We start from the raw sequence: 12,488 nt of genomic DNA, 5'->3' as shown, positions 1-12,488 counted from the left end.
ACCCACTCGGCTAAGTGCGGGACAGGCCTTTTATTTGAAGAGCCTGTCCTTACTTTTGCTGCGGAATGCAGTATAAACGTCCCGTTTCCTCCCAAATCTCCCCTGGATTCAAGGAAATCAAGCCGATGTCTTCGGATGGGAGGGAAACCGAAGGAGCATTCACGAGATTGATCTGCGGCTCCGGACAGAAGAAGCCCTCCGTCGCGTTGTTATTCCAAATCATCCAGTGCTTGAACGACGTACCGACATCATATACAAGAGTAACTTGATTGCGGGTATCGGTCAGCTCCATCCGGTTGCGCCCGTTGTGGGGCTGGGACGTGTAATGGTTGTCCATCGCCTCAAAAAAAGGAGAGATCCCCGTTGTTCTCATAAGCTCTTCGTCGGCCGTCAACGGCTGATATTGACCGGTTGGCAGCATGCGATCATTCAGAGCCCAGCGGCGTCCGGTGGTCAGGGTAAAGCGATAATCCGATGCCTGACTGTTGGCGGCGAACGGCGCATTGATGGAGGTATGGAATGCTAACAGGCAAGGCATGGACTCTTGTCCGTCGTTACGAACGAGAATATGCTGGTGCAGGCCCAACTCGTTCACGGTATAGCTGAGCTTGATCGTAAATTCATGAGGGAAGTAGCGATAGACCGGATGGTTCGTATCAACCTTCTGTACCAGGGTGATTCGGCTTGCATAAGGATCTGCATGGAATTGCACCACTTCCCAAGGGATATTGTGCAAAAATCCGTGAAGATGATTGCCTGTGCTCGGTTCATTGACAGGAAACTCATAGCATTTGCCATTCCATGGAAATTTGCCGTCCTCGTACCGGTTCGGAGGAAACAGGACGGGTATTCCGTGAATGATCGGTTTTTCCTTGAAAGCAGCCATTTCCTCCGGTGCAGGCTCATGCAAAAAACGGTATTGGTTTACGGTATCGCGAAAGGCAATGCAATTCCCGCCGATCTCGGGTAAAATAATAGCTTCATAGGGACCATACGCCAAGAATACTGCGCGCTCCCCCTGATATGTCGCCTCATAAGCTTTGGATTGTATTGGTTCCATAACTACCTCCTGTTTTCTATGTAGAATCTCTTCCCAGAATACCATAAGGAGCAGAGGAGTAGAATGGATATAGTTAAAAAAGAATCAAACATTTGGTAAAAAGAGGAATAGGCGTTGATTCTCACGAATTACCTTATCGAGGTGACGAATCCATGGTTGAAAAGTATCCATTGGCCAATGAACCAGGCCGTACGATGGTTGTTTTCGTGAAAGACGGTAAGTTTTATGGGCATATTGTGAAGGATAAAACGGATAAAGCTCCAGCCAAGTTTGTTTTTGAGACACCAAGGTTTCTTACGTTGGAGGAATTAAAGGCGGAATATCCCTCAGCGGATACGAAATAGCAGACAGACAACAAGCCGGTTACTCCCAGGAGGACCGGCTTGCGTGATTTATTGCGTACATGGAAGGGCCATTCTACTTCATCAAGCCCATTAATGTTGTGACGGTTTTCCTTTGATGCGGAAGCGGCGGGTTCAGCTTATTACGGTCGATCAGCTCATTTAGCATATAAGGAATCCATTTGCCGCCAGCCGCATTCAGACGTATCATATAAGCGATCTGGGCTTTCAGATGCTTAGGCTGACTGGACATGGCTATATTCAGCAGCTGCTCATACAGCTTAGTAACGACCGGAGTATAAGCGGAAGCCAGATCCGGGATCAGGGAGAGGACCGTTTGCCAGGTTTGAGGCTCATCGACCCAAACCAAGTTCAGCTTATATCCTTTGTCTTCGGTTTTAAGCAAATATTGCTTGGAGAGAAGAAAAGCATAATCCTCCTCATGGGCTTCCTTATCGGGAAGCTCTCCTTTCATAAAGGCATGACATAGCTGTGCATCCTTGAATGTCAGACTTCTCCAGCCCGGACGGTCACTCCAGTGCGTATCAAACTGCCAGAGGGATAAGCTCCCGCCCCCATTGCGTGTCATGGCACCATTAAAGGCGTATTTGCCGGGCTCGAAGCCGAGGTCCTCTAAGGGTTCTTGCTTCAACTGAGCGTATGCGATATATCGTCCGCCGTCTTTACGAATGGGAAGGCTAAGGTTTTCCTCCGGCGCCATGGAGAGAATGGAAGAGCCTTGCCTTTCTATATCCTTGGGCAGCAAGGTCCATAGAAGAAATTCGTAATCCCTATCGGGATAATACAATGAAGTTGCTTCGATATCCTTGTGAACATCCATCAATGCTTCATAGTGGAGATCGGCGAGCTGCGCTGCACTAGCTTTATAGAGCTTGTGGATGGCTTGAAGCTGCTCCCGTGTGTAATCCCAAATAATAAAATCGGTTCTGTACTTGTTCGAACCGGCTTCCGTCACGAATCCGTATTCCGCCAAATAACGTACCTCATCCTCAATAAAATGGGCAGGCGTGCCGAGCTCTACGGCTAACTCATGAACGCTCATAGGCTTGTGATACATAGCGTAAACGATATTTTGGGTCAAGCTTCTTTTCAAAAAGTCATAGGTTTCTCCCAGCTTACCCGGTTGACCGCTGTGACCTGTACCTGCTAATTGAATGGGGTTGAAGCTCAACTGTCCGCTTGGGCGCATGCGATTCATTCCCTTCTTGATTTCCTTCTTGGCATCATGGAGATGCCACTTCACCGTTCCTAATGGAATGCCTAGGGAGACGGCAATATCCTGCTGCTTGAGGCCTTCGTAGTAGTACTTGACTACAACTTGTCTCTGTATGCCGGACAGGTAGGCGAGCTCACGGCGCAGCATTTGATAGTGCTCGTTGTTGATCAGCTGATCGACCGGCTGCGGCCCGGAACAGGATAGCTCATCCAAGAATCCGTTCGTTTCCAGGCTCACCGGCTGTCCGCTGCGTTTTTTCAGCCAATGAAACCAGGTATATTTCGCAACGGTCCAAATGTAGGAGTCAAGCTGATCAATCTTGATGCCAGATGAAATAGATTTGACAAGCTGGAGCAAAATGTCTTGAGCCAAATCCTCGGCTTCCTCCCGATTGTGCGTTCGATTCAGGGCGAATCCGAATATGGGCTTGGCGTACTGCCGGAGGATATCCGACGTCGTTTCGGTCGAATGAGCGCTCATTCTTAACCTCCTTTATGACCGGTCATTAAGATAGTGTCCCTATATCGAAAAGGGTTGGAACCATTTTGAAAAAATGCAGTGGACTAATAAAAAAAGGGGAAATTGGCACTTTATTTCCTTGTCCCACCTAGCTTAATATGAGGCTTATGCAAAAGTAAACGTCGAAAGCAGGGATTCCTATGAATGTACAATCAGTAGAGCTTACTGGAGTTCGGGCCCAGTTACTTCCATTAAACAGAGACCACGCCGAAGAATTGTTTGCGGCCGCGGCGCATCCGGATATCTGGACCTATCTTCCCGAGAAAATTAACTCTATAGAGGACACACGCAAATGGATAGAGAAGGCTTTGGCCGAACAGGAAAAAGGGGGAGAGCTTCCCTTTGTCGTGCGGGATCAAGAAACAGGAAGGCTCGCCGGCTCTACCCGTTATATCCAAATCGCCCCGGTTCATCGCAGCCTGGAAATCGGTTGGACATGGTACCATCCGTCCGTATGGAGGACGCGCATCAACACGGAGTGCAAATATTTGCTGCTGAGGCACGCCTTCGAGGATTTACACGCCGTACGTGTGCAATTTTGTGCAGATAAGCGAAACGCCCGGTCCAACCAAGCGATCCAAAGGCTGGGAGCAATTAAGGAGGGAGAGCTGCGGCGGAACCGGATATTGAACGATGGTTATATACGCGATACTTGCGTGTACAGCATATTGGAGGAAGAATGGCCTCAAATCAAGCTGAAGCTGGAGAGCTACTTGAGATAATAAGGAGAAAAGGAAGCTTTGCAGTGTGCGGTTGAATGGTATAATTTTGTAATCATTTTGTAATCTGTTTTTTACCTGGATTTAATGTTCGTGGGCTATAATGTACTCAAGACCCCCTTTTTAATATATATATAACCTTAAGGCTCGCATCCCGTTGATGCGGGTCTCTTTTTTTGTAAAGGGATTGATAAAGGATTTAGGAATTCCTTTAACGAATACTTCTTGAAAGATGGAATTTATTGGGGAATGTTGATGAGCAGAACAGTAATTTCATTTATGGTCCTTGCAAAAAGAAGTCTCGCGGAAGGGGAATGGCTTTGAAGAATCCAACAGAGGCACTTGCAATAGAAGAATCCTTGGCCAGGGAGGATGTATTCGCTCATTTGAGCCGTGAATGGAATATCGAGGTATGCGGCTATAACGCTGTTTATAGGGGGCTGTCCAATTGGAAGTGGATTGTCAACACTCCAGACAATAAGCTGTTCGTCAAATGCTACCACCCCAAACGATACCGGCTTGACGAGCCCAAGCATAAAATATCCATCGCCAGATCCCTGTCCTTCCAACGTTTGCTGCATGACCGGGCCAATGTATGTCCTGATGTAATGATGCATAGCGGGGAAATGATTATACGATCGGACTCGGGCTATTTTTATGTCGTGATGGAGCATTTTGATGGGACCCCTCCCCGTGCCGGCTGTTTGGACGCTAATATGATGTACCGGCTGGGACAGGCTTCAGGGCGAATGCATGCCGTCTTATCTCAGTATCCGGAACAGGGGGCCCCGTGGAGACCTGTACTCACTACTATGCAGGAGAAATGGCAAATACAAATGGATCAATCCATGGAGCTGCCGTCTTTGCCGATGCGGCTGAAGCGGGCTCTTGAACGACAGGGGGAGTTATTGCACCAGCTGGATCTATCGATATTTGATGCATTGGTACCGGGCTGGGCCCATTGGGATTTATGGGTCGACAATATACTGATTGGAGTAGACGGTGATATTCGTTTGGTCGACTTCGATACGGTACAATGGGGGTATCCGGAGGTCGATGTTGCGAGAGTGATCCTATCCGGCGCGTTACGTGACGGTCAGCTTCAGATTGGGCCGACGGCGGCGTTCTTGAAGGGCTATCGAGAGGAAAGTCCGTTTCCTCCGGGACGGTTATCATTATCTTTGCAATTATTATGGTGCCGGGAAGCGCATTGGTGGCTCAAAACGAACATGGATACGTTCAGCGTACCGCCCAAACGGTTCGCCGAGGAAATGCTCTGGCTGACCGAACATTGGGACCAGCTGGATACCTGGTTGGGGCCTGAAGGAACCGTGGTGAAATAAGGAAGAGGCATGCGAAAGGGCATGCCTCTTATGTTTGTTCGGGAGCCTCCGGGCTTATTCAGCTCTAATCTCCAGCAGCTCGTATTTGATGTCACCCACAGGAGCATTGACAATAATTGTATCTCCTACGGATTTGCCCATGAGCGCGGCACCCATTGGACTTTCGTAGGATATTTTATTATCAGCAACGTCGGCTTCGGACGGGCCTACAATTTTGTATTCGATTTTCTCGGAGAACTCCACGTCCAGCAGGACGACAACGGAACCAACATTGACAGAGGACGTATCCACTTTATCTACAACACGCGCTCTTTTGAGCATCTTCTCTATGGTGAGAATTCTTGTTTCCATGTGCGACTGCTCTTCCTTGGCGGAATGGTACTCGCTATTTTCCTTCAGGTCGCCATAGCTGATCGCGGTTTTGATGCGGCTGGCAAGCTCTTTTCGTTTTACGGTCTTGAGCTCCTCGAGCTCTTGCTCTAATTTGGCCAGTCCGTCTGGTGTTAAAATAATTTCTTCATGTGCCATCCAAGCATCTCCTATTGTTCTAAATGATTCTCTTTATTGCATTGTACACTATTTCACTTCAGGATGCGAAAATGAAACCGGAAATTTTTCCCGAAGACGTCTCAACGGCTTTTTTTTCATGCAGAACGCGAATGATCCTTCCGGAATATGGAATAAATCGCCCATCCAATAACAGCCGCGATAAACCCAAGACCGGATAACATCCACCAGAGCTGTCCTTTTAACGGATTTTCCGCAGGCTTTGCCGGCGTATCTGTTTCTGCCGCCTTAGCGACCGCAGCTGAATAACCAATATTCGTCAGTGCCTCCGCTCCAAGTCGTTCTTTCAGCTGCGCAAGGTACAAGCTCTCCGGATTGACCTTGGCTCCCCAGGAATCATACTGGCCCTCGGGCTCCTTGGAGGACATCTTTTTCCCGACACACCCGATGCACCAGTTCATTGTTCCGGGAGCCTGGGACACGAGAATTTGCGGGGCCTCCACATTCCAGGCAACGGACCAGCCCATAGGCCAGCCGTGCCCGGAGCCTGCTGTTGTTCGATTCATAAATACAATGCCCTCGGCATCATTGCCAGGATTGGTAAAACGGCTGTTATCTACCAGAATGCCCGTCGTCCATCGCTGATGGGGGGCTATTCCGTTTTTCTCCGTGGACGTAAAATTCAAAATGACGATGGGGCCAGTCCCTTGATTTTGCGTGACGAACGCCCAGGAGCCTTTGCCTTTGTTCTGAAAATCATTAGCCTGGCTCTTGTTGAACAATATTTGCGTTCCCGTGCATGTAAAGCTTGCAGGCGCAGCCGAGTCGGTAGAGGAGACCGTATGATTCACCGCCACATTATCTACCGTAATCCGTTTGGAGGCCTTATCGATCGTAAAATTATCCGTACCGTCTTGGATGATAACATTCCTTACCCAGGAGTCGCTAATTGCGTTCATATAGACAGCCCTGTATCTTTCCACGGCAGCCGGAGCCTGGATTTTAACATTTTCCAGTCCAACCTGTGATATTCTGCCGGGAAACGTATATTTGGCGACAGTCCCTACCGGGCTGCCCAAATATTTGGAGTCAAAAGAGTCGGTCAACGGGGCGTCGAATGTCAATTTATTGCCGGATATCGATTTGATAACCCGGTCTGTTGTCATTTTGCTGCCGGGAGCGATCCAGGTCTGTGCCTTCCCGTCTCTGACTAATGCATCCATTCCCATAAAATGAATCCAGTCCTTGGTGGCCGTACGGCTGATCAGCACATTATCCCCTTCCTTGAAGCCGGAGGCGCTGCTGACCGTTACGGTATCGGTTCCCGAAGGAACAAAGGAGTCCGCAATATTCGTGCTTACCCCAGGTGTATGGGTGCCGGTTCCAGCTAGGTTGAACAGCAGAAAAGGGGTTCCGTTCATTTGAATGACGGTCCCGCCATCACCGGACCCGCTGCCGCGAACAACGACGCCGCTTGTCTTAATATTGATTTGCTTGGTTGTGATAAAAGTGCCCGGACCAAGCAGAAGCGCCCCGCGGAATCCGTCTTTGAAGGGCATGGCCGACACTTCGTTGATCGCATTTTGAATGGCGGTCGTATCGTCGCCGCCGGATGGCTGGATAGTTTTGACGACAGGGACTTCAGGGATTGCAACGCCGCCTCCCATATAACCAGCAGTGGAAAAGTCCATGATGCGGTTACCGGATTCATCTTTTTTATAAACCAGTTTTCCATCCGGTCCGTAGGTTACCCACGCTGACGCAGCTTCATTACCGGCAGAAAGGCCTACCGGGCTGTTCAGAACGGTGAGGGAGAGGATAAAAATGAGCAGGACGAGTACATGCCAACGTTTGCTTTTCAAAACAATCATAGAATCTACCTCCAGGACGCCGCTTTATCTTCTGGCTGCTAATAAAGTTCCGTTCCAGCGGTCATTATCTTTGAAATGAATCATGAAAAATTGCCAACAATTTCAATATACTTGATGTCCGGGCGAAGAGCAACTTGAATGAAAAACTAGAAAATTGTAAGAGATTTCATATATTGACATACGAACATATGTTCTGTACAATTTTAATTGTAATTATTATCCATGTAACGTGGTTCATGAAGTTTACCCGGGTAGAACTGCGTGAGTAGTAACAAAACTAAAAAGGGATGTGTTGTGTATAATGAAATGTTATTCAAAAAGTCTTATTGCAGTTTTCATCATGTTCTTATCTTTATTCCTATTTGCTTCCTTTGCCCAAGCACAAGCGGGTGACAATGATCGTCCTACATTTAATTCGCTCCAGCTATCTTCGAATCAGGCCTCTCCGGATCAACCAGTTACTATAGCAGCGGATGTTACACCGCCTGCTCTAAAATCATTAAATATTTCCAGTATCACTGCAAAAGCAGATGAGAGCGTGACTATTACAGCGGATGTATATGACGAGTCTGAACAAATTTATGTATATGGTGGATATAAACCCATTAATAGCAACCGTTACTATAATAAGAACTTTAGCCTTTTTCGAAATGACCAGGGCCAGTTTTCAGGTACTATTCACTTTGACTCTGCTGATAGTAAGGGAGTATATATATTAGATTACATTACTTTGCAAGACTATCATGGAAACCAATATACCATTAGACATTCAACTACAAGTAAAGAGGAGACAGCAAATATCCGTTATGAGGATCTAAGCCGTTATTTTATTTACTATGATGCAACTGTTCCTATGTGGCCGTCTGACAATGTACTTACCGTAACTAATTCAACTTATACGAGTGCAGATCTTCAATGGCAGCATGCGGTTAGTTTATATGAAATTAACCATTATAATATATATAAGGATGGTAACCGGATAGATACGGTTAGTGGTAATGTTTATAAATATCATGTTGATGGTCTTTCTCAAGGCGGATCATATCGGTTTATGGTTGAGGCAAATAATGAGTGGGGGAATAGTATCAACAACCCAACAACGACAGTAACGACAGGAGTATACTTTGATACGACTCCGCCTTACTGGAACCCAGGTGCAAAATTAACGGTTACAGAAGCTAGCTACAACAGTATAAAGTTGTCTTGGGATCCGGCTCATGATAATGTCGGTGTAAAGCAGTATTTGATTTATAGTGATGGTGCTCATTACGCAACTTTGGATAGTAGTATAACGTCGTATAATATATACAATCTAGTTCCAAATAGCATTATTCGGTTTGAGGTAAAGGCTATGGATTATGCTGGAAATATAACCAACCATGGTCTAGCAATTATTTATAAGGTACCTGATGTAATTTCCACTTCGCCAGAAGCTTATTTTGAGACTAACGGAGAATTTATTCAGGCAGGATCTACGTTTGATGTAAACATTGGTGTGAAAGATGCAGTAGATTTATATGGATTTTTATTGAAATTAGATTACGATCCAAACATGTTTGAAATAGAGCAAATTGAACTTCATTCCGAGTTTGGATCCGAAAATGTTGATGCAATAGTAGGAATAAATGAACCAGGGGCAGCTCAGTTCGACCTAACCGGAGTATTGTTAGGAAATGTACAGGGTAAATACGGAAATATTAAGCTGGTGACCGTTAAGCTGAATGCTTTGCGCAACGGCAATGGATCCTTATCCTTGTCCTCAGAATCACAAATCTCCGATTCGAAAGGTCAACTCACAATATTGAATCCAGTAAGTTCCAGTATACATGTCGGGGATCTTGATTTTAATCGAGATGGACAAGTCAATCTTAGTGATCTTGTTATCATTTCGCATTATAATGATGTCCGTATGGGCAACCCTTTATATGATCCATTATTTGATTTAAACAACGACGGGGTTATTGATAAGATAGATATACAGTATGTTGCTGATAAAATAGTTAAAAAGAATTAAAAAGCTGTTAGAAGAAAAAGAAGATGGACCAATTGTCTCCATCTTCTTTTTATATTAGAGAATCTATTTCCTTAGGAAGTTACAGGCTCCGTAACAGATTTCACGCTGTCCTTTAAGCTTTTCCATTCGGCCAGCTGCTGTTCCAACTGCTCGATCAGTTTTTCCATATCACGGGTTAAAATCTCCTTGTCTTCGTCCTGAAGGTTCTTAAGATCGGCAGACTGCGGGGCATGGGCCGGAAGAAAATCCAGCAGACGCTGAAGCTTGCCTTCAATAGGAGCTCTGGCGGGAGAAGCTGTTGCCGATGGAGCTAGAGATGCTGCAATCGGTTCCTGCTCGGACATGACCGGTATTTCCTTTTTCACGGTTTCTTTCGGAGCTTTAGGCTCCGCCTTTTTGGCGCGTTCCGCTTTATTCGCCTCGAATGTCGACCAGGTTTCCAGCAGCTCATGGCCGGATTTGTATAAAAGCTTGTCCTTCGTATTTGCCGAGATCGTTTTATCCTTGAATAATCGGGCGATCTTCTTCACGTCGCTGACCGGCATCTCATCCCGGGCTACGATCAAAGCGAGGGAATCGCGATGCTCCAAAGGCAAATCCTTGAGGGGGAGAAGCTGATCTTCCGTCAGCCGGTCCTTTCTAATTTCGGTGCCAGCGACAATGATTTTTTTGACGGCGTTGCTGAATTTAAGCAGCTCGCATTTATTTTTTATGTAGGCCTCCGGTTTGCCAAGCCGGCTGGATAAAAATTTGGTTGAGCTGCTGAATTTGGGATCGTTAAGCAGCTTATGAAAGGCTTCCGCTTCTTCGATCGGAGAGAACCCTTCCCTGGTCAAGTTTTCCGCAATTTGCTCCAAATAGATTTCCGTTTCGTCCGTAATGTCGGAGACGATGCACGGGATGGAGGGGCGGCCGAGCATTTTGCACGCCTTGTAGCGACGGTTGCCGTAAATGATCTTATATCGGCCATCCTTAATGCTTCTGACCTTAATGGGAGAAAGAAGTCCCAGCTCCTCAATGCTTTTCATTAATTCCTGCAGCGCATCTTCATCGAATTGGTATCTGGGTTGATCCGTATCTTCATCTATCAAATGAGTCGGAATTTCAATGATGTCCATCGAAGTCATCTTGTCCTTTCATATAATATAGAAAAACCACCAAAGCTCATGGCGGTTTATAATGGGCGTGTACGTTAGCATTCGCAAGGGATTAGCAGTACAGTACATCTAACTTTATCAAGAGATAAACAAATAGTCTATACTTTTTCCGAAAAATACCATATGATTTTTTTGAAACTCTCAGGAAAACCGACAGGAGGACGCCTGGAATGCTGTATCATTTCAGCGAAGAACCGGACATCCGCAGCTTTGTGCCGAGAACATTAGAATACCGTCCGGAGGAGCCGGCCCAAGTATGGACAATAGATGGGTTTCACGCGGCTCATTACTATTTTCCGAGAAACTGTCCCAGGGTATGTATTTGGGCGAGTGCGGGCACGTCTGATGAGGATAAGCATCGGTTCTTTGGACAGACGTCGGTACCGCGGATGATGGTCATAGAAACAGACTGGCTAGAAGCTATGCGAGTCACCAAGCTTTATCGATACTCTTTTCATGACCGTGATTTCAAGCTGTATGACGCCAATGCCGGGTATTATACATCGTTGCAGGAGGTAACTCCCGTTTCTGTGGAACCTATAGGGGATTTACTAACCGCTATAGGTAAGGCTGGGATTGAATTAAGAATCACTCCATCACTAATACCGTTACGTGAAGCAGTTCTCCAATCGACAGTGAATTTTTCTATGATTCGCATGAAGTACGCCAAGGGGGAGAAAGGAGAGAAGCATGAAGCTTATATTAACTTCAGACGGAATCAGCAGCAGCGCCATTGAAAGGCAGATCCTGTCCATACTCGAATCTCCTCCATCTAAATTGAAATCCTGCATCGTCACGACGGCATCCTCCAAAAAGCATCAAAGTCAAACTGCTTTAAACGATCAGGCTCGCCTCCTGCAATTAGGTCTATCCAGCTGCAAACTCGTAGATATTGAGTTTGACGATCCTCAGATCCTCCGGGAGTATGATGTTATTCATCTTAACGGCGGAAACCCGTTCTACCTCCTGCTGCAAATGAAGCGTCGAAATGCGATGGGACTCATAAGACAACTGGCGGACCAGGGCACACTTATCATAGGCGTCAGTGCCGGCGCTATGGTGCTTGCAGATACCTTGGAGCACGTGAACGAGCTGAACCGCATCATCGGCTACGAGAATATGGATTTGGAGGAGCTAACGGATTACGATGCGGTCGGATTAACCCATTGTGCGGTAGTCCCACATTATAACCGGTTTATTGCGGATAATCCGGATTTTGAACAAAGCTTACAGCAGCTGGAGCTAAGCCGGGGCAGGACTTATCTCAGAATAGAGGATGGCGATGCGCTTGTGATTCAGGACGGCACGGCAAGCTATATTCGTTCTACGGAGGTGTCCTAATCATAGAACTATTTGGAAATAGAGTACCATAATACCCGCTTCGGCCATAGCATGGGAAAGAATGGAGCCGCACAAGCTGCGATATTTAGAGGACATCCAGCCCCAGATCATACCGGCGGCAAATACGGGAATACAGGAAAGCAGTGATAAAGGAAGTTCGAATAGAGGCAGAAGTACAATGCCATGATACAGACTGTAAAATAAGGAGGAAATCCAAAGGGCGCTCTTCTTGGCATGCAGCTTATGCAATAGAAAACCCCGCCAATACCATTCCTCCAAAATAGGATTCACTAAGGTAAGAACGATGACCAGCCCCAAGGTATCGCCTATGTTCAAGCCTAATTGCCATTCCTGACGGCTTGTTCGCATACAAGCTCTC

At 46.6% G+C, this 12,488-nt stretch carries 12 protein-coding genes; 6 read left to right on the top strand and 6 right to left on the bottom strand.

The window, feature by feature from the left end; all coding sequences use genetic code 11:
- Positions 1–49: 49 nt before the first annotated feature.
- Positions 50–1,060: an aldose 1-epimerase gene (locus tag ABEA66_RS12735; protein ID WP_345587815.1), complete on the bottom strand. Its 1,011-nt coding sequence runs from the start codon at positions 1,058–1,060 to the stop codon at positions 50–52.
- 152 nt (positions 1,061–1,212) lie between these two features.
- Between ABEA66_RS12735 and ABEA66_RS12730 the strand changes: the two genes are divergently transcribed.
- On the top strand, positions 1,213–1,404 hold the full coding sequence (locus tag ABEA66_RS12730) for a hypothetical protein (RefSeq protein ID WP_079910873.1): 192 nt from the start codon (positions 1,213–1,215) through the stop codon (positions 1,402–1,404).
- Between the two features lie 73 nt (positions 1,405–1,477).
- Here the strand turns inward: ABEA66_RS12730 and ABEA66_RS12725 are convergent, their stop codons facing one another.
- Positions 1,478–3,118, bottom strand: coding sequence for an RNA polymerase sigma factor (locus ABEA66_RS12725; protein WP_345587814.1), 1,641 nt, complete (start codon positions 3,116–3,118; stop codon positions 1,478–1,480).
- A gap of 179 nt (positions 3,119–3,297) precedes the next feature.
- Between ABEA66_RS12725 and ABEA66_RS12720 the strand changes: the two genes are divergently transcribed.
- Together ABEA66_RS12720 and ABEA66_RS12715 are read left to right on the top strand one after the other, a co-directional pair.
- On the top strand, positions 3,298–3,879 hold the full coding sequence (locus tag ABEA66_RS12720; RefSeq protein ID WP_345587813.1) for a GNAT family N-acetyltransferase: 582 nt from the start codon (positions 3,298–3,300) through the stop codon (positions 3,877–3,879).
- A gap of 317 nt (positions 3,880–4,196) precedes the next feature.
- On the top strand, positions 4,197–5,219 hold the full coding sequence (locus ABEA66_RS12715; protein WP_345587812.1) for a phosphotransferase enzyme family protein: 1,023 nt from the start codon (positions 4,197–4,199) through the stop codon (positions 5,217–5,219).
- A 54-nt stretch (positions 5,220–5,273) separates the two neighbouring features.
- Here ABEA66_RS12715 and greA read toward each other — a convergent pair whose 3' ends face one another.
- On the bottom strand, positions 5,274–5,747 hold the full coding sequence (greA, locus tag ABEA66_RS12710) for a transcription elongation factor GreA (RefSeq protein WP_345587811.1): 474 nt from the start codon (positions 5,745–5,747) through the stop codon (positions 5,274–5,276).
- 116 nt (positions 5,748–5,863) lie between these two features.
- Positions 5,864–7,597 (bottom strand): hypothetical protein, encoded by a 1,734-nt coding sequence (locus tag ABEA66_RS12705; RefSeq protein ID WP_345587810.1) that lies wholly within the window; start codon positions 7,595–7,597, stop codon positions 5,864–5,866.
- Positions 7,598–7,898: 301 nt separating this feature from the next.
- On the opposite strand from ABEA66_RS12705, the gene ABEA66_RS12700 reads away from it, so the two are divergent.
- A complete protein-coding gene (locus tag ABEA66_RS12700; RefSeq protein ID WP_345587809.1) occupies positions 7,899–9,611 on the top strand; it encodes a fibronectin type III domain-containing protein in 1,713 nt (570 codons plus the stop codon).
- Positions 9,612–9,682: 71 nt separating this feature from the next.
- Here the strand turns inward: ABEA66_RS12700 and ABEA66_RS12695 are convergent, their stop codons facing one another.
- Positions 9,683–10,729 (bottom strand): ParB/RepB/Spo0J family partition protein, encoded by a 1,047-nt coding sequence (locus ABEA66_RS12695; RefSeq protein ID WP_345587808.1) that lies wholly within the window; start codon positions 10,727–10,729, stop codon positions 9,683–9,685.
- A gap of 209 nt (positions 10,730–10,938) precedes the next feature.
- On the opposite strand from ABEA66_RS12695, the gene ABEA66_RS12690 reads away from it, so the two are divergent.
- Positions 10,939–11,505, top strand: coding sequence for a DUF6886 family protein (locus ABEA66_RS12690; protein WP_345587807.1), 567 nt, complete (start codon positions 10,939–10,941; stop codon positions 11,503–11,505).
- Positions 11,459–12,109: a Type 1 glutamine amidotransferase-like domain-containing protein gene (locus tag ABEA66_RS12685; RefSeq protein ID WP_345587806.1), complete on the top strand. Its 651-nt coding sequence runs from the start codon at positions 11,459–11,461 to the stop codon at positions 12,107–12,109. Before ABEA66_RS12690 ends, ABEA66_RS12685 begins: the two co-directional genes overlap by 47 nt.
- Here ABEA66_RS12685 and ABEA66_RS12680 read toward each other — a convergent pair whose 3' ends face one another.
- Positions 12,110–12,478, bottom strand: a complete 369-nt coding sequence (locus ABEA66_RS12680; protein ID WP_345587805.1) for a CPBP family intramembrane glutamic endopeptidase — start codon at positions 12,476–12,478, stop codon at positions 12,110–12,112.
- Positions 12,479–12,488: the final 10 nt, after the last annotated feature.

This window comes from Paenibacillus vulneris (assembly GCF_039543185.1).
Classification (GTDB): domain Bacteria; phylum Bacillota; class Bacilli; order Paenibacillales; family NBRC-103111; genus Paenibacillus_S; species Paenibacillus_S vulneris.
The sequence above is the reverse complement of the archived record's forward strand: the minus strand, read 5'-3'. Positions and strand labels throughout refer to the sequence as shown.

What these genes read in the sequence shown, in the direction of transcription:
- ABEA66_RS12735 (WP_345587815.1), bottom strand. Translation starts at nt 1,060, where the DNA reads ATGGAACCAATACAATCCAAAGCTTATGAGGCGACATATCAGGGGGAG.
- ABEA66_RS12730 (WP_079910873.1), top strand. Translation starts at nt 1,213, where the DNA reads ATGGTTGAAAAGTATCCATTGGCCAATGAACCAGGCCGTACGATGGTT.
- ABEA66_RS12725 (WP_345587814.1), bottom strand. Translation starts at nt 3,118, where the DNA reads ATGAGCGCTCATTCGACCGAAACGACGTCGGATATCCTCCGGCAGTAC.
- ABEA66_RS12720 (WP_345587813.1), top strand. Translation starts at nt 3,298, where the DNA reads ATGAATGTACAATCAGTAGAGCTTACTGGAGTTCGGGCCCAGTTACTT.
- greA (WP_345587811.1), bottom strand. Translation starts at nt 5,747, where the DNA reads ATGGCACATGAAGAAATTATTTTAACACCAGACGGACTGGCCAAATTA.
- ABEA66_RS12705 (WP_345587810.1), bottom strand. Translation starts at nt 7,597, where the DNA reads ATGATTGTTTTGAAAAGCAAACGTTGGCATGTACTCGTCCTGCTCATT.
- ABEA66_RS12700 (WP_345587809.1), top strand. Translation starts at nt 7,899, where the DNA reads ATGAAATGTTATTCAAAAAGTCTTATTGCAGTTTTCATCATGTTCTTA.
- ABEA66_RS12695 (WP_345587808.1), bottom strand. Translation starts at nt 10,729, where the DNA reads ATGGACATCATTGAAATTCCGACTCATTTGATAGATGAAGATACGGAT.
- ABEA66_RS12690 (WP_345587807.1), top strand. Translation starts at nt 10,939, where the DNA reads ATGCTGTATCATTTCAGCGAAGAACCGGACATCCGCAGCTTTGTGCCG.
- ABEA66_RS12685 (WP_345587806.1), top strand. Translation starts at nt 11,459, where the DNA reads ATGAAGCTTATATTAACTTCAGACGGAATCAGCAGCAGCGCCATTGAA.
- ABEA66_RS12680 (WP_345587805.1), bottom strand. Translation starts at nt 12,478, where the DNA reads ATGCGAACAAGCCGTCAGGAATGGCAATTAGGCTTGAACATAGGCGAT.